Source organism: Streptosporangiales bacterium (assembly GCA_009379825.1).
Classification (GTDB): domain Bacteria; phylum Actinomycetota; class Actinomycetes; order Streptosporangiales; family WHST01; genus WHST01.
The window spans coordinates 1-18198 of the sequence record WHTA01000066.1 but is presented as its reverse complement, the minus strand read 5'-3'; the positions used below and the strand labels follow the sequence as shown (position 1 = coordinate 18198).

Genomic DNA, 18198 nt, shown 5'->3' with positions numbered 1-18198 from the left:
CCGAGGTCAGCGCCGGATTGGAAGGTTTGCTCGCACCGTGGCGGTCCGCGGCCAGGGTTCGTGCCCGGCCGCGGACCGCTGCGTGGATTGCTGCCTTACTTGAATTCCTCGGTGCTCACGTCCTTCCAGGTCTTGCCGTTGACCTGGTAGACGGTCAGCACCCTGTTGGTCGTGTCGCCGTACTCGTCGAACTCGACCTTGCCGCTGAGCCCGTCGAAGGAGACGTCGTTCAGCTCGTCGATTGTCGGCTGCCGTGCGGCCTCGACGCTGTCCGCGTCCTTCAGGCTCACCTTCAGGGAGTCGATGATGGCCGTCGCGGCGTCGTAGGAGTACGCGCCGTACGAGGAATTGTCACCCTTGTACCCGGCCTCGTCGTAGTCCTTCACGTACTGCTTCGCGGCGTTCAGCTTGTTCAGCGGCGCGCCGATGGACGTCGCCCGGTAGCCGTCGGCCGACTCGCCCGCCAGCGAGATGAAGTCCTCGGAGTAGGTGCCGTCCGCGCCCATCATCGGCGCCTGCAGGCCCGCCGACGCCAGCTGCTGCTTGAGCGGACCGGCCTGCGGGTACTCGCCGCCGTAGTAGATCATCTCGGGGTTCTTCGGCTTGATCTTCGAGATGACGGCGCTGTAGTTCTTCTCCTCCGGGTTGATCGTCTGCGCGGAGACGATCTCACCGCCGAGCTTCTCGTACTCCTCGGTGAACGACCGCACCAGACCCTGACCGTAGGTCTTCTTGTCGTGGATGGTCGCGATCTTCTTGTGCTTGAGCTCGTTGTAGACGTACCGCGCGGCGAACGGCCCCTGGATGGCGTCGGTGGTGCACACCCGGAAGTAGTTCTTGTACGGCCGCTCGGGGCTGTTGCGGAAGTCGGCGCCCTGGGTCAGCTCGGTGCCGGTGTTCGCCGGCGACACCTGCGCGATGTTCGCGGAGTCGAGCACGGGCTGCACCTGCTGGCCGGTGCTCGAGTTCAGGGTGCCGACGACGGCGACTACGTCCTTGTCGTTGGCGAGCTTGGTCGCTGCGTTCTTGCCGACGTCGGGCTTGGCCTCGTCGTCCTCGGCGGCGAGCTTCAGCTCCCAGCCGGGAAGGGCGTTCTCCTCGTTGGCCTGCTTCAGGGCCAGGTCGACGGAGTTCCGGATGCCCAGCCCGAGTGCGGCCAGGTCTCCCGACAACGGGGCGATAACGCCGACCTTGGCGACCTTCTTGCCGCCGTCGTCGTCGCCCCCCTCGTCGGAGCCCCGGTTGCCGCAGGCCGTCAACACCAGCGACGCGGCAGCGAACGCTACCCCGACGCGAACCCAGGTACGGTGGTTCACGTTCCCTCCAATGGGTCGGGCGAGTCGTGTGAGCTCGTCCAAGATCTCAGTGGGCAGAGAGTAGACCACGTGGTCGACCTCTGCCGATACCCTGGCGAGTATTCCAGCAAAACCGGTAGACGTAGAGGCTGCGTAACGTGTTTGAGACCCTGACCGACCGGCTCGAGTCCGCCTTCGCCTCGTTGCGTAAGAAGGGGCGGCTGACCGAGGACGACGTTACCGGAACCTGCCGGGAAATCCGGATCGCGCTACTCGAGGCGGACGTCGCGTTACCCGCTGTCAAGGATTTCATTGCTCGAGTCAAAGAACGGGCACTCGGCGCCGAGGTGCACGAGGCCCTGAACCCGGCTCAGCAGGTCATAAAGATCGTCAACGACGAGCTGGTGGCCACTCTGGGCGGCGAGACGCGCCGGCTCAGGTTCGCGAAGACGCCACCCACCGTCATCATGCTCGCCGGCCTACAGGGTGCCGGTAAGACGACGCTCGCGGGGAAGCTCGCGCTGTGGCTGCGGGGGCAGGGGCACGTGCCGCTGCTGGTCGCGGCCGACCTGCAGCGGCCGAACGCGGTGCAGCAGCTCCAGGTGCTCGGCGAGCGCGCCGAGGTGGCCGTGTACGCGCCCGAGCCCGGCAACGGGGTAGGCGACCCGATCGCCGTGGCCCGCGACTCGGTGGAGCACGCGCGTCGCCAGCAGTACGACATCGTGGTCGTCGACACGGCCGGTCGGCTGGGCATCGACGAGGAGATGATGGGGCAGGCGGCCGACATCCGCGACGCCGTGTCGCCGGACGAGATCCTCTTCGTCGTCGACGCGATGATCGGTCAGGACGCCGTCACCACGGCGGAGGCGTTCCGCGACGGCGTCGGCTTCGACGGTGTCGTGCTGACCAAGCTGGACGGCGACGCGCGCGGTGGTGCGGCGCTCTCGGTGGCGCACGTCACAGAGCGGCAGGTGATGTTCGCGTCCACCGGCGAGAAGCTCGACGACTTCGACATGTTCCATCCGGACCGGATGGCGTCGCGGATCCTCGGCATGGGCGACATGCTGACCCTGATCGAGCAGGCTCAGCGCACCTTCGACGAGGACCAGGCCACCGAGATGGCCGGCAAGCTGGCCAGCGGTGACGACTTCACCCTTGAGGACTTCCTCAGCCAGATGTCCATGGTGCGCAAGCTCGGCTCCATCTCCAGCCTGCTCGGCATGATGCCCGGCATGAACCAGGTGCGCGACCAGATCGACCAGATCGACGACAAGGACGTCGACCGGTTGACGGCGATCATCCAGTCGATGACCCCCATCGAGCGCACCGACCCGAAGATCATCAACGGCTCCCGCCGGCTGCGTATCGCGAACGGTTCCGGCACGACGGTCACCGAGGTGAACCAGCTCGTCGACCGCTTCTTCGAGGCGCGCAAGATGATGAAGCAGATGGGTGGCGGCGGGATGCCAGGTATGCCGGGAATGCCAGGCGCCACCGGCCGCAAGGGCAAGTCGCAGCGCAAGGGTAAAGGCAAGGGCAAGGCCAAGGCGAAGAAGAGCCAGAAGGGGCGTGCGGCGCCAGGCAAGGCACCGGGCCAGCTGCCGCAGGGCATGCCCGACCTCGGTGACCTCACCGGCGGTGCCGGCGGCTTCGGCGGTGGCTACGGCGGCTTCCGGATGCCCGACCTCTCCAAGCTGGAGTCGCCGCCGCGCGACAAGCCCTGAGCGGTGCCAGTGCCGCGACCTGCGGGGCCGTCTGGCAGAATTGGCGGTCTACGTGTCCTGTCGGACCCTCTCCTCCGGCAGACACCGCCGGAATAAGCGGCGAACCTCGTGCCCCACCGAAGTTCGGTCGCTTGATCACGTTCGACAAACGAGGAGACACCACACCAGTGGCAGTCAAGATCAGGCTCAAGCGGTTGGGGAAGATCCGTAACCCCCAGTACCGCATCGTGGTGGCGGATTCCCGCACCAAGCGCGACGGTCGTGCGATCGAGGAGATCGGCAAGTACCACCCGAAGGAGGACCCCTCGCTGATCGAGGTGAACTCCGAGCGGGCGCAGTACTGGCTCGGTGTCGGTGCGCAGCCCAGTGAACCGGTGCTGCACCTACTCAAGCTGACCGGCGACTGGCAGCGGTTCCAGGGAGAGGCCAACCCGGAGAACAAGGTGCAGCCGCCGAAGGTGCGCGCGAACAAGAAGGCCGCGTACGACCAGGCCGCCAAGGAAGCCGCGTCCGGCGACAAAGGCGCGGCGAAGGCCACCGAGGCGAAGCCCGCCGAGGAGCCGACCCCGGCGTCCAGCGCTGGTGACGGCGAGGCGTGACGATGCTCGTGGAGGCCGTGGAACACCTGGTCCGCGGCATCGTCGACCATCCGGACGACGTGTCCGTGCGGTCGCGGGCGCTGCGCCGCGGCAAGATCCTGGACGTCCGGGTGCACCCCGACGACCTGGGCCGCGTGATCGGGCGCAGTGGCCGTACGGCGCAGAACCTGCGTACGGTCGTCGGCGCGTTGGCGCAGGGCCAGCAGCACCGGGTCGAGTTCGAGGCGCACGGCGCGGCCAGGCGGTCGCGGCGCAACGGCTCGTCGCAGTAGGTCACGGGCGCCAGCCGTGCGAGTCGTCGTAGGGCGGGTGATGCGGGCGCACGGCGTGCGCGGCGACGTGCTCGTCGACGTCCGTACCGACCAGCCGGAGGACCGCTTCGTCGGCGGTGCGGTGTTGATGGCCCGCGGCGGCGCGGTCGACCAGCTCACGGTCGTCGGTGCGTGGCCGCACGGCGAGCGGATGCGCGTCAGGTTCGACGGCGTCGGCGGCCGGGACGCCGCCGACCAACTGCGCGGCGTGCTGCTCGAGGTCGACACCGAGCAGCTGCCGCGCAGCGACGACCCGGACGACTTCCACGACGCCGACCTGATCGGGCTCGCGGCGGTGACCGTCGCCGGCGAGGCGATCGGTACGATCACCGACGTCGCGCACCCGGCGCAGGACGTCCTGGTGATCGAGCGGGCCGACGGCGCCGGCGAGGTGCTCGTCCCGTTCGTGCAGTCGTTGGTGCCCGAGGTGGACCTGGCCGCCGGTCGGCTGGTCGTGGACCCGCCGGCCGGGCTGCTCGACCAGCCGGAGTAGTGCGGGAGGGACGATTGTGGGCATGCGGATCGACGTCGTCACGATCTTCCCCGAGTACCTGGCCCCGCTGGACGTCTCGCTGATCGGCCGGGCGCGCGCCGGCGGGCTGCTCGACGTCCGGATCCACGACCTGCGCGACTGGACCGAGGACGTGCACCGGTCCGTCGACGACACCCCGTACGGCGGCGGCGCCGGCATGGTGATGACGCCGGAGCCGTGGGGCCGGGCGCTGGACGCGCTGCTCGCCGAGGCCGAGCGCAGTGGGGCCACGCCGCGGCTGGTGGTGCCGACGCCGAGCGGCCGGCTGTTCACCCAGCCCGATGCCGTGCGCTACGCGGCGGACCAGTGGCTGGTGTTCGCCTGCGGCAGGTACGAGGGCATCGACGCCCGGGTGGTGGAGGAGTACGCGAAGCGGATCCCGGTCGAGGAGGTGTCGATCGGCGACTACGTCCTCGCCGGCGGCGAGGTCGCGACGCTGGTGATCGTGGAGGCGACCGCCAGGCTGCTGCCCGGAGTGCTGGGAAACCCGGACTCCCTGGTCGAGGAGTCGCACGTGGACGGCCTGCTGGAGTACCCCGTCTACACCAAGCCCGCCGTCTGGCGCGGGCACGAGGTGCCGAAGCCGCTGCTGTCCGGCAACCACCAACTGGTCGCCGACTGGCGCAAGTCCGCCGCACTCGCCCGCACCGCCGACCGCCGCCCGGACCTGCTCAGCGAGTAGCGCCCAGCGCGCCTAACCCGGCTGGTCGCGCTCGATGCGGGCGCGGCGCCATCACCGGCCGTCTTTCACCGGGTGTGGGGGAGCCAGGATCTCGACGGCCGGCCGCTGCGGTCGCCCGTACGGCTGACCGCTGGCTGGACCGTGCTCAGCGAGTAGCGCCCGGCGTCACGTTCGATGCGGGCGCGGCGCCATCACCGGCCGTCCTTGACCGGATGTGTGGGGAGCCAGGACCTTGACGGCCGGCTGCCGCGGTCGTCGCGGCTGCGCCGATCGCTGGCCGGACTTGCTCAGCGGTAGTGCCCGGCGTGCCTGGCCGGGCTGGTCGTGTTCGGTGTGGGTGCGGCGACATCATCGGCTGTGTTCACCGGGTGTGTGGGGGACCAGGATCTCGGCGGCGGGCCGCTGCGGTCGTCGCGGCTGCCTGGGGCACGTCGACGGAGGCGCAGTACCGAGCGGCGGGCGGTTGCCGGTTCACCATGTCCGTGGCCCTGCTTCGGCTGCCCGTACTTGTCCCGCAACGCGGCCAACAGGGCCGCTGGCTCGGTCGACTCGTGGAGCAGGCGGATGCCGTCGGTACCCGGTCCGCCCCGCAGTTTCGCCTGCGTAACGGCGTCCAGCTCCTGGCGGAGGCTGTGGTCGAGCGCGTCGAGGTCCGTGCGGGGCGCGGACGCCCGGTCGCCGCTGCCGGTCACCGCGTATTGCAGCAGGCCCCGCATCGGCTCGTAGTCGCCGCGGTAGGCGGCCTTCGAGGCCTCGTCGACGGCTTGGGTGCCGCCGGCGGAGCCGTCGATCGGCTTGCCGTGCCAGTGCCACTCCACCACGGCCTGCCAGTCCGCCTGGTGGCCCGCCGCCTTGGCGAGCTGGTGCAGGAACAGTCGGCTGGACCGGCCGTTCCCGTCCGCGAACGGGTGGCACCTGTTCAGCTCACCCCAGTAGTAGCCGGCCCGGTCCGCCCACTGGGCACCGTCGGTCAGCCGGCGCAGCTCCGACTCACGGCGCAGCTGCCCGAAGAGCACCTCCAGCCGGGCGGTGAGCTGCGCGCTCGGTACGCCGGAGTTGTCGCCGATGCCGATCTCCCTGCTACGCAGGCCGCCAGCCCAGTCGTAGCTGCGCTTGAACAGCTCGCGGTGCAGGTCCTGCAGGTCGGGCGTTGAACCGGATCGGTGTGTCGTGCCGACGGAGCTCCAGCTCGGCCGCGGAGGCGTCCAGCCGCACCTGCAGCTCGAGCATGTGGCGGTTCGTGATGCCGTACCTGTTCCTCAGCACCCCATTGTCGTGGTCGAGGTACGGGTTGTCGGCGGACGAATCGGTCATCCTCAGAACGCCATTCCTCGCCGGCCGAGTGCGGGGTCGGGTGGGTCAGCCTAGCCGGCCGCCGACCCGCCGCGGTGGCTACCGACCAGGGCTGATTTCGCTGCCGCGCGGGGGTGTGGCAAACTTGAAGGGCCCGAGCCGCTGACCGGCCGGCCCAGAGGACTCCACGATTTCCTGTTAAGGACCCATCATGCACCGCCTCGACGAGATCGATGCCGCCTCCATGCGCGCGGACGTCCCCGACTTCCGTGCCGGCGACACCGTCAAGGTTCACGTCCGTGTCGTCGAAGGCAACAAGAGCCGTATCCAGGTCTTCCAGGGTGCGGTGATCGCCCGCCAGGGCGCCGGGGTGCGCGAGACGTTCACCGTACGGAAGGTCAGCTACGGCGTGGGCGTCGAGCGGACGTTCCCCGTGCATGCGCCGTCGATCGAGCGGATCGAGGTCGCCACCCTCGGCGACGTGCGGCGCGCCAAGCTCTACTACCTGCGCGACCGCCGCGGCAAGGCCGCGAAGATCAAGGAGCGTCGCCAGGTCTCCTCCTCGGCCTCCTGACGACGCCGTCCTGCCGGCAGCTCGGCCTGCCGGTCCGTGGCGGATGGTGAGCAGGCGAGGCTGCCGAGGGGGATACGCTCAGCGCGATGACCGACGATCTGGAGACCGCTGCGCCACCGGGTGGGGCGTCGGGACGGCATCGATCCGCGGGCTCGAGCAGGCGCCGCCGTACCGGGCGGGACAGCCAGCCGGAACGTGACAAGAAGGGCGCGTTCTTCCGCGAGCTCGCCGTGCTCGCCGGCCTCGTGCTGGTGTTGACCGCGCTGCTGCGTGGCCTGGTCTTCGAGGCGTACGTGATCCCGTCCGGGTCGATGGAGAACACGCTTCAGGTCGGCGACAAGATCCTCGTGAACAAGCTGTCGTACCGGTTCGGCGACATCGAGCGCGGTGACGTGGTCGTGTTCGACGGCACCGGGTCGTTCACCCCCGAGGTGAAGTCCGACGACGACGCGAACCCGGTGGTCGAGGCCGCCCAGTGGGTGTGGCACCTGTTCGGCGGCACCCCGGCCAACGAGGAGGACTTCGTCAAGCGGATCGTCGGCGTCGGCGGCGACAAGGTGGAGTGCCGCCGCACGACCACCGGCTTCGCGATGTTCGTCAACGGGACGCGGCTGGACGAGGACTCGTACCTCTATCCCGACAACAAGCCCTGCGAGCAGGAGTTCAAGGGCGACCGGGCGATCGTGGTGCCCAAGGGCCGGCTGTGGGTGATGGGGGACCACCGGGCGCTGTCCGCGGACTCCCGCGAGCACGTCGACGACGGTCATCTCGGCACCGTTCATGAGGACGCGGTCATCGGGCGCGGCTTCGCCGTGGTATGGCCGACCAGGCACTGGCGCACCCTTCCCACGCCAGGCACGTTCGAGCAGCGGCAGCTCCGTGGGGCCGCGGTGGACGGGCTGCTGACCGAATCGGGGCACGGGAGTCCCGCGGCGACGTTCGCCGCCGCGCTGGTCGGCGTCGGCGTGGTGCGCGGCCTGCGGGGCCGGTGGCGGCAGGACCCACTGCTGCCGCGCTGACCGCCACGCCCACGCGTGTGGGCGACCCGTTACCGGATACCCTCCTTTGGATGAGCGACCGCCGGGGCAGAGCACGTTACAGCCGCGCGAAAGAGAAGCCCGAGGACAAGAAGGGTGGCCTACTCCGTGAGCTGGCCATCATGGTGGTGCTCGTCCTCGGTCTGACCGCCCTGTTACGCGGCTTCGTCGTCGGGCCGTACGTGATCCCGTCCGGGTCGATGGAGAACACCCTGCAGGTCGGCGACAAGATCCTGGTGAACAAGCTGTCGTACCGGTTCGGCGAGGTCGAGCGCGGCGACGTGATCGTGTTCGACGGCACCGGGTCGTTCAGCCCGGAGATCCGGGTGGAGGAGCCGGAGCACCCGGTGGCGCGGGGCGCGGAGTGGCTGCGTGAGCTGTTCGGCGGCACCCCGGTCGGCGAGAAGGACTTCGTCAAGCGCGTCGTCGGCGTCGGTGGCGACCGGGTGGAGTGCCGACGTACGCAGGCCGGCTACGCGATGTTCGTCAACGGCACCCGCCTGAAGGAGAAGTCGTACCTCTTCCCGGGCGACAAGCCCTGCCGGGAGGAGTTCAAGGGCAAGAACGCGGTGGTCGTGCCGAAGGGCCGGCTGTGGGTGATGGGTGATCACCGGTCGCTGTCCGCGGACTCCCGGGAGCACGTCAAGGAAAGCCATCTCGGCACGGTGCCAGAGAACGAGGTCATCGGCCGCGCGTTCGTGGTCATCTGGCCGACCGACCACTGGCGCGGCCTGTCCACCCCGGGTACGTACGAACGCCGCGCGCTGCGCGACGCCCCGGGAGCGGGTCCGTGATCGACGCTGCGCAGACGTTCCGGGTACGCCGCGACTCCGGCCTCTACGGGTACGAGCGGGCGTTGGCCAGGTCCGGGCTGGCCCCGGTGGCCGGGGTGGACGAGGCCGGCAGGGGGGCGTGCGCGGGCCCGCTGGTGGTGGCCGCGGCCATCCTGCCGGTCGGCCGCCGGCAGGAGGTGCCCGGTCTCGCCGACTCCAAGCTGCTCACCCCGAACGCGAGGGAGCGTGCGTACGCGGAGATCCTCGAGCGGGCGGTCGCGTGGAGCGTGGTGGTGGTGCCCGCCGCCGAGTGTGACCGGCTCGGCATGCACGTCGCGGACATCGAGGGAATGCGGCGGGCACTGGTGCGGTTGGAGACACCGCCGGCGTACGTGCTCAGCGACGGCTTCCCGGTGAGCGGGCTGAACGTGCCGGGGTTGGCGGTGCCCAAGGGGGATGCGGTGATCGGTTGTGTGGCGGCGGCGTCGGTGATCGCGAAGGTCACCAGGGACCGGATCATGGCCGAGCTGCACGAGGAGTACCCGGCGTACGGCTTCGACGTGCACAAGGGGTACGTCACCGGTGGACATCAACAGACCCTGGACGAGCACGGGCCGTGTCCGGAGCATCGGCGTATCTTCGGCAACGTCCAGCAAGCGATGGCCGGCGGACGGGGTAGGTTGGCTGGCGCACCGGCTGGTTCGCGGAGAGGAGGACGCGCGTGAGCACCGAGGATCTCGAGCGGTACGAGACCGAGATGGAGCTGCAGCTCTACAAGGAGTACCGCGATGTCCTGCGCCTGTTCACCCACTCGGTGGAGACGGAGCGCCGCTTCTACCTCACCAACGACGTCCAGCTGCAGGTGCGCACGTCAGGCACTGGTGAGGTGTACTTCGAGGTCACCATGACCGACGCCTGGGTGTGGGACCTCTACCGCAGCAAGCGCTTCGTGAAAAATGTCCGAGTTGTGACGTTCAAGGACGTCAACATCGAGGAACTCGCGAAGAGCGACCTAGAACTCCCGAAGGACGACGACCTCTAGCCGCCGCGGTCACCTGGCGAAGGTGTGGCGGGCTCCAGCGCTGCGACGCCTACTGGGGCATGGCGGGCTCCAGCGCTGTGGTCGCCCGCAGGGCAACGGCCACCTCGCGGAGGCGCGAGAGGCTCCAGCGCCCGCGGCCACCTCCCGGGACATGGCGGGTTCCAGCGGCCCCGGGCCACCTGGCGGAGGCGCGCCAGGCTCCAGCACCCGCAGGCATCTCCGGGGCGCGGCGACCTCCAGCGCCCACATGCACCTCCCCGGGGTATGGCGGGCTCCAGTGTCGCGGTGGTCACCTCCCGGGGTATGGCGGGCTCCAGCGCTGTGGTCGCCCGCAGGGCAACGGCCACCTCGCGGAGGCGCGAGAGGCTCCAGCGCCCGCGGGCCACCTCCCGGCGCACGGCGGGCTCCAGTGCCGCGGTGGTCACCTCTCGAGGGTTCGGGTGAGCTGGTCGGCGTGCCGCAGGCGGCCGTCCGCCGCCAGGCGGCCGAACATGTGGATCTCGGTGACTATGCGGGTGCCCTTGCGCATCTCGGCGGTCAGCACGTAGCACGTAGCGGGCAGCGACCACGTCCCCGGCCACGACTGCGTCGTGGATCTCGGTGGTTACCGACCGCGCTCGCTTGCGCGCCGGTGTGGCGTGGTCGATGATCCGCTGCCGGTAGAGCGGTAGGCCGTCGCTGACGACCACGTAGTCCGCGGTGTGGTAGCGGTCGAAGACGGCGTCGGGTGTCTCGTCGCCGAAGGCGATCTCCGCCGGGTAGTCCGTCAGGTAGCGGACCAGGTCGGGTTCCGAGCGCAGCGGTGCGATTTTCCTTGACATGCCTGTCAAGGGTAGACGCGACGGCTATTCTTGACAACTGTGTCAGAGAAAACCCGGCGCCGGACCCGCCGCAGCGACGCCGAGGCGAACGTCGCCCGCATCCACGCCGTCACGCTCGACCTGCTCGGCCGCGGCCGGGATCCCTCGATGGCCGAGATCGCGGCCGCCGCCGGGCTCAGCCGGCAGACCCTCTACAGCCACTACCCGGGCCGGCCGGCGCTGTACGAGGCCCTGGTGGCGTACCTGGTCGCGGAGGTGGCCGGCGCTCTCGACGACGAGCTACCCGCGGACCCGGCGGCCGGGCTCGAGGCGTGGCTCATCCGCGCGTGGCAGCTGATCGACGACTACCCGGCGCTGCTCAACCCCGGGCTCTTCGCTGGCGTGCGCCGGACCGACGTGGTGGCCGAGCACGAGCCGATCACCGGTGGGCTGCGCCGGCAGCTCGACAACGCCGCCGAACACGGCGTGTTGGCGGCAGGCGCCTCGCCCGAGTGGCTGGTCGCCGCGGTCATCGCGCTCGGCCACGCCGCCGGCCAGGAGGTGGCCGCCGGCCGGATGTCCAGCGCCGCGGCCGGCGCCGCCTTCCGGACGGGTGTGCTACGGCTCTGCCTGGAGGAGGCAGCGGCTACGGACGCAGCAGCCGGTCGATCCGCACCGTCGCCCCCACCGAGCCGGCCACGCTGAGGACGAGCAGGTACACGACGTGCACCACGGTGGCGGCGGAGAGCTCGCCGGTGGTCAGCTCACGGATCAGCGCCACCGACTGGGTGAGCGGCGTCCAGGTGACGACCGGCTGCAGCCAGTCCGGGTAGATGTCCAGCGGGAAGAACGTCGCGGACAGCAGGAACAGCACCACGATCACGAAGCCGACGTAGTCGAAGTGCTGCCAGCTGCGCATGAAGGTGGACAGCGCCATGCCGACCGCGCCGAACGCGTACCCGATCAGGATGGCCGCGGGGAAGGCGAGCAGCCCGTACCACGACTCGATGTACCCGAGCGCCGCCATCAGGCCGAGGAAGGCGGCCGAGTACGCGCCGCCGCGGGCGAGGGCCCAGCTGATCTCGCCGAGCGCGATGTCGATCGGCCGCATCGGCGTCGCCAGGATCGCGTCGTAGAGCTTGGCGTACTTCAGCCGGTGGAACATGTTGAACGTGGTCTCGGTGAGCGCCCCGGTCATCGCCGAGACGGCGAGCATGGCGGGCGCGACGAACACCGGGTAGGGGATCTCCCGGCCGCCGACCGCGACGGTGCCGACCAGCGCCCCGAGGCCGATGCCGAGCGAGAACAGGTAGAAGATCGGCTCGAGCAGGCCGGTGCCGAAGACCCACCAGCCCCTGCGGTACGCGACGACGTTGCGCTCGAACATCCGCCGGCCCTTGCCGCGGCTGGCCAGCGTCCGGACGGCGACGGTGGTGGCGATCACGTCACACCACCAGCCGCTTCTGGAAGCCGCGCCTGGCGAGCACGAACCCGACGACGGCCCAGGCGAGCAGGTAGCCGACGTTCAGCGGCGCCAGCCACGGGGTGAGGTCGCCCGCGACCAGCTCGCGACACAGGTTGACGCCGTGCCACAGCGGCGACGCGTACGCGACCGGTTGGATCACCGACGGCAGCTCCGCGACCGGGAAGAACGTGCCGGAGAACAGGAACAGCGGCACGCTGCCCAGCCGGTAGAGCAACGAGAACGACGACTCGCTCTCCCTGGTGATCGCGAACGCGTACACCGGGGTGGCCAGCGCGAGCCCGGTGAGGATGCCGACCAGCACGGTCAGCAGCGCCAGCGGCGTGTGGACGACGCCGAACGCCAGCATCGCGACGAGGAACGCGGCCGACGTCATGCCCGCCCGGATCGCGATCCAGGCGAGGTTGCCGAGCACGATGTCGCCGGCCCGCAGCGGGGTCGCCAGCATCGCGTAGAAGGTCTTCTCCCACTTGACCTGCGAGATGACCGGCCACGTGCTCTCGCCCATCACCACGGTGACCACGGACGCGGCGAGCAGCCCGGGCGCGAGGAAGGTCAGGTACGAGCCGCCGAGCGCCTGGTTGGTGGCCGGGTCGTCGATGAGCGTGCCGACGCCGAGCCCGAGCGCGCCGAGGTAGACCAGCGGCAGCGCGAACGTCGAGAACACGCTGCCGCGCCAGGTGCGCCGGTACGTGTAGAGGTAGCACTCGAACGCCCGGTGCGCGAGCGACTGCATCAATCCACCAGCGTCCGGCCGGTGAGCCGGAGGAACACGTCCTCAAGCGTGCTGCGCCGTACCAGCGAGCTCACCGGGGTGAGGCCGCGGTCGTGCACCTCGGCGAGCGCGTCGTCCCCGCGGTCGGTGTAGAGCAGCACCCGGTCGGGCAGCACCTCCTGGCGGTCCACGATGCCCTCCAGCTTCGGCGCGACGTCGGCGTGGTCGGCGACGTCGAATCGCAGCTCGACGACCTCCCGGGTCGAGTACCGCTCGATCAGGGCACGCGGCGAACCCTCCGCGGCGATCATGCCGCCGTCCATCACCACCAGCCGGTCGCAGAGCTGCTCCGCCTCGTCCATGTAGTGGGTGGTGAGGACGAGCGTCACCCCTTCGGTCTTCAGCCGGAACAGCTTGTCCCACACCAGGTGTCGCGCCTGCGGGTCGAGCCCGGTCGTCGGCTCGTCGAGCAGCAGTACCTCGGGCTCGTTCACCAGCGACCTGGCGATCGTCAGCCGCCGCTTCATGCCGCCGGACAACGGCTCCACCTTGTCGCGGGCACGGTCGCTGAGCTGTACGAACTCCAGCAGCTCGGCCGCCCGCGCCTTCGCCACCTTGCGCGGGATGCCGAAGTACCGTGCGTACAGCACGAGGTTGTCCTGGCAGGTGAGGTCGGTGTCGAGGGTGTCCTCCTGCGGGACGACGCCGAGCCGGCCGCGGATCTCCGGCCCGTGGCTGCGTGGATCCATGCCGAGGATCGAGAGCTCACCGGCGGTGGGCGGTGAGACGCACGCGATCATCCGCATCGTCGAGGTCTTCCCCGCGCCGTTGGGGCCGAGGAAACCGAAGAACTCTCCCGGCCGGACGGCGAGGTCGATGCCGCGTACGGCCTCGAACGAACCGAACTTCTTCACCAGGCCGCGGGCATGGATGAGCGACTGCGGTACGGGATCTGCCACAGCTCGCAGGCTACCGAGCCGTACCGACACCGCAACGGAATAACGTCAGGGCTCGGCGACCAACCGATACCCCATGCCACGCACGGTGGCGATCACGTCGGCACCCAGCTTGCGCCTGAGGTAGCGCACGTACACGTCGACCACGTTCGACCCTGGGTCGAAGTCGAGCCCCCAGACGTGGCTGAGGATCTGCTCCCGCGACAGCACCTGGTCCGGGTGGCGGACGAACAGCTCGGCGAGCGCGAACTCCCTGGCGCTCAGCTCGACGACCCGCCCGCCGACCGTGGCCTTGCGGGTGCGCAGGTCGAGGGCGATCCCGCCGACGGTGAGCGTGGTGGGCTCCTCGGTGTGCTCGGCGTACAGCCGCAGCCGCACCCGCGCGAGCAGCTCCTCGAACGCGAACGGCTTGGGCACGTAGTCGTCCGCGCCGCCTTCCAGGCCCGCCACCCGGTCGGCGACTTCGTCGCGCGCCGTCAGGATGATGACCGGGAGGGTCACCTTGTCGCGGCGCAGCCGGCGCAGCACGCTGAAGCCGTCCTCCTCCGGCAGACCGATGTCGAGCACCAGCAGGTCGAAGGCGCCGGAGCGGGCCAGCGTGTACGCCGACGGCCCGTCGGACGCGATGCTCGTCGTGAACCCGTTCGCGCGCAGCCCCTTCTGCACGAACGACGCGATGCGCGTCTCGTCCTCGGCGATCAGGATGCGGCCGGTCATCCGCGACCGTCTCCTCTCTCCCCTCCGGCAGGTGCCGCGGCGTGGTCGGGTGGTGCGGTGAGCCGTGGGGCGGCCCCTACCTCCGGCTCGTTCGTCGAGCTCCTTCGCGGGCGGCCGGTCATCCGCGATCGCCTCCTTCGACGACGACGTCCAGCGGCACCGTCGGTTGGTCGCCGGACTCGCGCAGTGGCAGGTCCAGGGTGAAGGTTGCCCCGGCTCCCGGCCTGCTGTCCACGCGCACCACCCCGTGGTGTGCCTTCGCGATGGACTGCACGATCGCCAGGCCGAGCCCTGCTCCGCTGCCACGGCCCCCGCCGCCGCGGGTGAACCGCTCGAACAGCTGCTCGTGGTCGCCGGGTGGCAGCCCGGCGCCGGTGTCCCGTACCCACAACAGCACCCGGCCGTCCCGTACGGCGCTGCCGACGCTGATCCCGTCACCGACCTCGGTGTACGCGACGGCGTTCGCCGTCAGCTGCATCAGCGCCTGGGTCAGCCGCTGGCCGTCCGCCACCACGATGCGCTCGCCAACCTGGTCGACGCCCCACCGCCGCTCGCCGAGCGCGCGTGACTTCGCCACCACGCCGACGGTGAGGTCGGCCAGCTCGACGTCGGTGGGGGAGAGGAAGTTGGGCTGGTCGGAACGCGCAAGCAGCAGCAGGTCCTCCACGATGCGCCTCATCCTGGACAGCTCGTCGTTGACCAGCGCCAGCGTCTCCTCGCGCTCGGCCGGGTCGTCGCCCATCAGCTCCAGGTGCCCGCGCACGACGGTGATCGGGGTGCGCAGCTCGTGGCCCGCGTCGTCGAGGAACCGCCGCTGGGTGGCGAAACCCTGCTCGAGGCGGTCGAGCATGTGGTTGAAGGTGCGCGCGAGCTGGGCGATGTCGTCGTTGCCCTTGACGTCGATGCGCCCGGTGAGGTCGTCGTCCCTGACCCGTTCTGCGGTCTGCCGCAGCAGCCGGACGGGCGCGAGCACCCGGCCCGCCGCGACCCAGCCGATGACGCCGGCGACCGCCAGCGTGCCGAAGCCGACGAGGGTGAGCACCCGCAGCGTTGCGCTGTTCTCCTGTGCGGCGAGGTCGTAGAACTCGGCGACGACCAGGTGGCCCAGCCGGGCATCCCCGGCCAGCCGCACGGGGATCGCCGCGTACCTGACCCGCCCGGCCGACGAGTCCGCCCAGCCGTACGACGGGGTACGGATCTGCGCCACCTCACGTACCAGCGCCTCGTCCTGGTCCAGCCGCGCCGGCGGGTCGTGCGAGGTGCGCCGCGCCGCCGTGGTGCCGACCACGCTGAAGAACGTCTCGTACCTGTCGGGCAGCTTCTCCTGCAGGTAGCCGGCCATCAGCTCGTCGACGTCGGCGGCCGGGGTCTGTTCCGCGTAGGCCCGGAACTCGCCGACCTCCTGCTGGAGCTCGTGGTCGAGCCGGTCGGTGAGACCGGCGCCGAGAATCGCCCGGGTGGCGAGGATCGACAGCAGCAGTGCGACGGCGACGACGAGCAGGATCCACGACAGGATGCGGGCTCTGGCGCTGACTCTCATCGGTTCATTGTGCGGGGGAGCGGCCGCGCTCAGTCGTCCCCGCCCCTGCCGCGGCCACGACCCTTGCCGCCGTCGTCATCGTCGTCATCGTCGTCACCCGCGCTGGACGGGCTGCCGGGCGAGACCGGGCTGGCGCCGTCGTCATCGTCGTCATCGTCGTCGGTCGGTGTCGACGCCGGCGTGCTCGTCGACGAGGCCGGTGTCGACGAGACGTTTACCGCCGGGCCGAGCGAGGGCTCGGCGCCCCCGCCGGTGGTGCTGCGGACGGTGACGACCGCGGCGACGAGCACCGCACAGCCGAGCAGCAGCAGCACGATCGCCAACCGGCCGGGTCGCCTCAGGAAGCTCATGTGTACGAGACTGTCATAGGCAACGACGAATGCGATGAGAGCCGCATGAGAAGGCTCTCATCAGTGAGGAGGCGATGGTCGTGGGTGAGCACGCGGACCTGTTGGGGAGGCACAAGGCGGTACTGCCGGACTGGATCGCGCTGCTGTACGACCAGCCGATCGAGCTGGTGTCCGGTGAGGGACGTCGGGTCACCGACGGTGAGGGCAACACGTACCTGGACTTCTTCGCCGGCATCCTGACGAACATGCTCGGCTACGCGGTGCCCGAGGTGCGTGCCGCGATCCAGGAGCAGCTCGACACCGGCGTCGTGCACACGTCGACGCTCTACCTGATCAGGCGGCAGGTCGAGCTGGCGGAACGGATCGCTCAGCTGTCCGGCATCCCGGACGCCAAGGTCTTCCTGTCGAACTCGGGCACCGAGGCGAACGAGGCCGCGCTGCTGCTCGCGACCCAGTACCGCCGCAGCAACCAGATCCTCGCGCTGCGCAACAGCTACCACGGCCGGTCGTACGCGGCTATGGGCGTGACCGGCAACCGAGGTTGGTCCGCGTCCAGCCTGACGCCGGTGAACGTGAGCTACGTGCACTCCGGCTACCGGTTCCGCAGCCCGTTCGGGCACCTGCCCGACGACGCGTACATCGCCGCGTGCGTCGACGACCTGCGCGAGGTGATCGAGACGACCACCGCGGGCGACGTCGCGTGCCTGATCGCCGAGCCGATCCAGGGCGTCGGCGGGTTCGCCACACCGCCGGACGGGTTCTTCGGCGCGATGAAGAAGGTGCTCGACGACTACGGCATCCTGCTCGTCTCCGACGAGGTGCAGACCGGGTGGGGCCGCACCGGCGAGCACTTCTGGGGCATCCAGGCGCACGGCGTCGTGCCGGACACAATGACGTTCGCCAAGGGCCTCGGCAACGGCCTCGCCATCGGCGGCGTCGTGGCCCGCGGCGAGGTGATGGACGCGGTGTCGGCGAACTCGATCTCCACCTTCGGCGGCAACCCGCTGGCGTCCAGCGCGGCACTTGCGGTGCTCGACTACGTCAGGGACCACGACCTGCAGCGGCACGCACACGAGGTGGGCGGCCGCCTGCACGCCGGGCTGCGCGACCTGCAGCAACGCCACCCGGTGATCGGCGACGTACGGGGCAAGGGCCTGATGGCCGGCGTGGAACTGGTCGAGGCCGACGGCAGAACCCCGGCCAAGACCGCGACGGCAGCGGTAACCGAGCGAGCCAGAGAGCGCGGCCTCCTGATCGGCAAGGGCGGCCTGTACGGCAACGTCCTCCGCATCGCCCCACCCCTGACCACCACCGCCGACGAGATCGACGAAGGCCTATCCACCCTGGCCGACGCCTTCGCCGCCCTGCCGTAAGCCCGCCGCCTCCGCAGGAGCGCGCAACCCCGCGCCGGAGCCCACACCACCCAGCGCCGTGGGCCCCGGCGCACCCTCCGTCCCCGACCGCCGACCACACCCCGACCACAAGCCCCCAAGCCGGCGACAATCCCGCCGACCGAGCCCCCGCCGGGACGCCGACCGCACCCGCCGCTCGAGCGCTGGCCCCGGCAATGATCGCGTTCCGGCCGACCACCGCCGCCCGCCGACGGTCCGATCACTGACGTCTCGGCGGCGGTCCGCTCCCGGCCCGAGTGCCCGTGCCCGGTGGCGATGGCGTTCCGGTCGAGTGCCCGTGCCCGGTGGCGATGGCGTTCCGGTCGAGTGCCCGTGCCCGGTGGCGATGGCGTTCCGGTCGAGTGCCCGTGCCCGGTGGCGATG

At 70.3% G+C, this 18198-nt stretch carries 20 protein-coding genes and 1 pseudogene; 12 read left to right on the top strand and 9 right to left on the bottom strand.

What is annotated here, in order from left to right:
• Positions 1 to 95: 95 nt before the first annotated feature.
• Positions 96 to 1316 (bottom strand): ABC transporter substrate-binding protein, encoded by a 1221-nt coding sequence (locus GEV07_24050; GenBank protein ID MQA05656.1) that lies wholly within the window; start codon positions 1314 to 1316, stop codon positions 96 to 98.
• Between the two features lie 137 nt (positions 1317 to 1453).
• Here GEV07_24050 and GEV07_24045 point away from each other — a divergent pair, with 137 nt between their 5' ends.
• The 5 genes from GEV07_24045 to trmD all read left to right on the top strand — a co-directional run bounded on the left by GEV07_24045 (position 1454) and on the right by trmD (position 5143).
• Entirely contained in the window at positions 1454 to 3019 is a 1566-nt protein-coding gene (locus GEV07_24045) for a signal recognition particle protein (GenBank protein MQA05655.1), read from the top strand.
• A gap of 167 nt (positions 3020 to 3186) precedes the next feature.
• The gene (rpsP, locus tag GEV07_24040; GenBank protein MQA05654.1) at positions 3187 to 3618 is read left to right on the top strand and encodes a 30S ribosomal protein S16; all 432 of its coding nucleotides are present in this window, start codon (positions 3187 to 3189) and stop codon (positions 3616 to 3618) included.
• A gap of 2 nt (positions 3619 to 3620) precedes the next feature.
• On the top strand, positions 3621 to 3890 hold the full coding sequence (locus GEV07_24035) for an RNA-binding protein (protein ID MQA05653.1): 270 nt from the start codon (positions 3621 to 3623) through the stop codon (positions 3888 to 3890).
• A 16-nt stretch (positions 3891 to 3906) separates the two neighbouring features.
• Complete coding sequence (gene rimM, locus GEV07_24030) at positions 3907 to 4422, top strand: ribosome maturation factor RimM (GenBank protein MQA05652.1); 516 nt, start codon at positions 3907 to 3909, stop codon at positions 4420 to 4422.
• 22 nt (positions 4423 to 4444) lie between these two features.
• A complete protein-coding gene (trmD, locus tag GEV07_24025) occupies positions 4445 to 5143 on the top strand; it encodes a tRNA (guanosine(37)-N1)-methyltransferase TrmD (GenBank protein ID MQA05651.1) in 699 nt (232 codons plus the stop codon).
• 287 nt (positions 5144 to 5430) lie between these two features.
• Here the strand turns inward: trmD and GEV07_24020 are convergent, their stop codons facing one another.
• Both GEV07_24020 and GEV07_24015 read right to left on the bottom strand, forming a co-directional pair.
• Positions 5431 to 6285 (bottom strand): hypothetical protein, encoded by an 855-nt coding sequence (locus tag GEV07_24020; protein MQA05650.1) that lies wholly within the window; start codon positions 6283 to 6285, stop codon positions 5431 to 5433.
• On the bottom strand, positions 6224 to 6457 hold the full coding sequence (locus GEV07_24015) for a hypothetical protein (GenBank protein ID MQA05649.1): 234 nt from the start codon (positions 6455 to 6457) through the stop codon (positions 6224 to 6226). The genes GEV07_24020 and GEV07_24015 overlap by 62 nt, the downstream gene beginning before the upstream one ends.
• A gap of 190 nt (positions 6458 to 6647) precedes the next feature.
• Between GEV07_24015 and rplS the strand changes: the two genes are divergently transcribed.
• The 6 genes from rplS to GEV07_23985 all read left to right on the top strand — a co-directional run bounded on the left by rplS (position 6648) and on the right by GEV07_23985 (position 11367).
• A complete protein-coding gene (rplS, locus tag GEV07_24010; GenBank protein ID MQA05648.1) occupies positions 6648 to 7010 on the top strand; it encodes a 50S ribosomal protein L19 in 363 nt (120 codons plus the stop codon).
• 86 nt (positions 7011 to 7096) lie between these two features.
• Positions 7097 to 8029, top strand: a complete 933-nt coding sequence (lepB, locus tag GEV07_24005; GenBank protein MQA05647.1) for a signal peptidase I — start codon at positions 7097 to 7099, stop codon at positions 8027 to 8029.
• Entirely contained in the window at positions 7828 to 8841 is a 1014-nt protein-coding gene (gene lepB / locus GEV07_24000; protein ID MQA05646.1) for a signal peptidase I, read from the top strand. The genes lepB (GEV07_24005) and lepB (GEV07_24000) overlap by 202 nt, the downstream gene beginning before the upstream one ends.
• Positions 8838 to 9545, top strand: a complete 708-nt coding sequence (locus GEV07_23995) for a ribonuclease HII (GenBank protein ID MQA05645.1) — start codon at positions 8838 to 8840, stop codon at positions 9543 to 9545. The genes lepB (GEV07_24000) and GEV07_23995 overlap by 4 nt, the downstream gene beginning before the upstream one ends.
• Complete coding sequence (locus GEV07_23990; protein ID MQA05644.1) at positions 9542 to 9862, top strand: DUF2469 family protein; 321 nt, start codon at positions 9542 to 9544, stop codon at positions 9860 to 9862. The genes GEV07_23995 and GEV07_23990 overlap by 4 nt, the downstream gene beginning before the upstream one ends.
• Positions 9863 to 10722: 860 nt before the next feature.
• Entirely contained in the window at positions 10723 to 11367 is a 645-nt protein-coding gene (locus tag GEV07_23985; GenBank protein ID MQA05643.1) for a TetR family transcriptional regulator, read from the top strand.
• On the opposite strand, the gene GEV07_23980 is transcribed toward GEV07_23985, so the two are convergent.
• From GEV07_23980 to GEV07_23955, 6 genes and pseudogenes are all read right to left on the bottom strand, one after another.
• Positions 11309 to 12049: an ABC transporter gene (locus tag GEV07_23980; GenBank protein MQA05642.1), complete on the bottom strand. Its 741-nt coding sequence runs from the start codon at positions 12047 to 12049 to the stop codon at positions 11309 to 11311. The genes GEV07_23985 and GEV07_23980 overlap by 59 nt on opposite strands.
• 58 nt (positions 12050 to 12107) lie before the next feature.
• A complete protein-coding gene (locus GEV07_23975; GenBank protein MQA05641.1) occupies positions 12108 to 12881 on the bottom strand; it encodes an ABC transporter in 774 nt (257 codons plus the stop codon).
• The gene (locus GEV07_23970; protein ID MQA05640.1) at positions 12881 to 13828 is read right to left on the bottom strand and encodes an ATP-binding cassette domain-containing protein; all 948 of its coding nucleotides are present in this window, start codon (positions 13826 to 13828) and stop codon (positions 12881 to 12883) included. The genes GEV07_23975 and GEV07_23970 overlap by 1 nt, the downstream gene beginning before the upstream one ends.
• A gap of 36 nt (positions 13829 to 13864) precedes the next feature.
• Positions 13865 to 14533, bottom strand: a complete 669-nt coding sequence (locus tag GEV07_23965) for a response regulator (protein ID MQA05639.1) — start codon at positions 14531 to 14533, stop codon at positions 13865 to 13867.
• Positions 14534 to 14651: 118 nt separating this feature from the next.
• Positions 14652 to 16073 (bottom strand): HAMP domain-containing protein, encoded by a 1422-nt coding sequence (locus tag GEV07_23960; GenBank protein ID MQA05638.1) that lies wholly within the window; start codon positions 16071 to 16073, stop codon positions 14652 to 14654.
• Between the two features lie 16 nt (positions 16074 to 16089).
• Positions 16090 to 16168 (bottom strand): annotated as a pseudogene (locus tag GEV07_23955) (general stress protein).
• Between the two features lie 329 nt (positions 16169 to 16497).
• Between GEV07_23955 and GEV07_23950 the strand changes: the two are divergent.
• A complete protein-coding gene (locus GEV07_23950; GenBank protein ID MQA05637.1) occupies positions 16498 to 17796 on the top strand; it encodes an aminotransferase class III-fold pyridoxal phosphate-dependent enzyme in 1299 nt (432 codons plus the stop codon).
• Positions 17797 to 18198 lie beyond the last annotated feature (402 nt).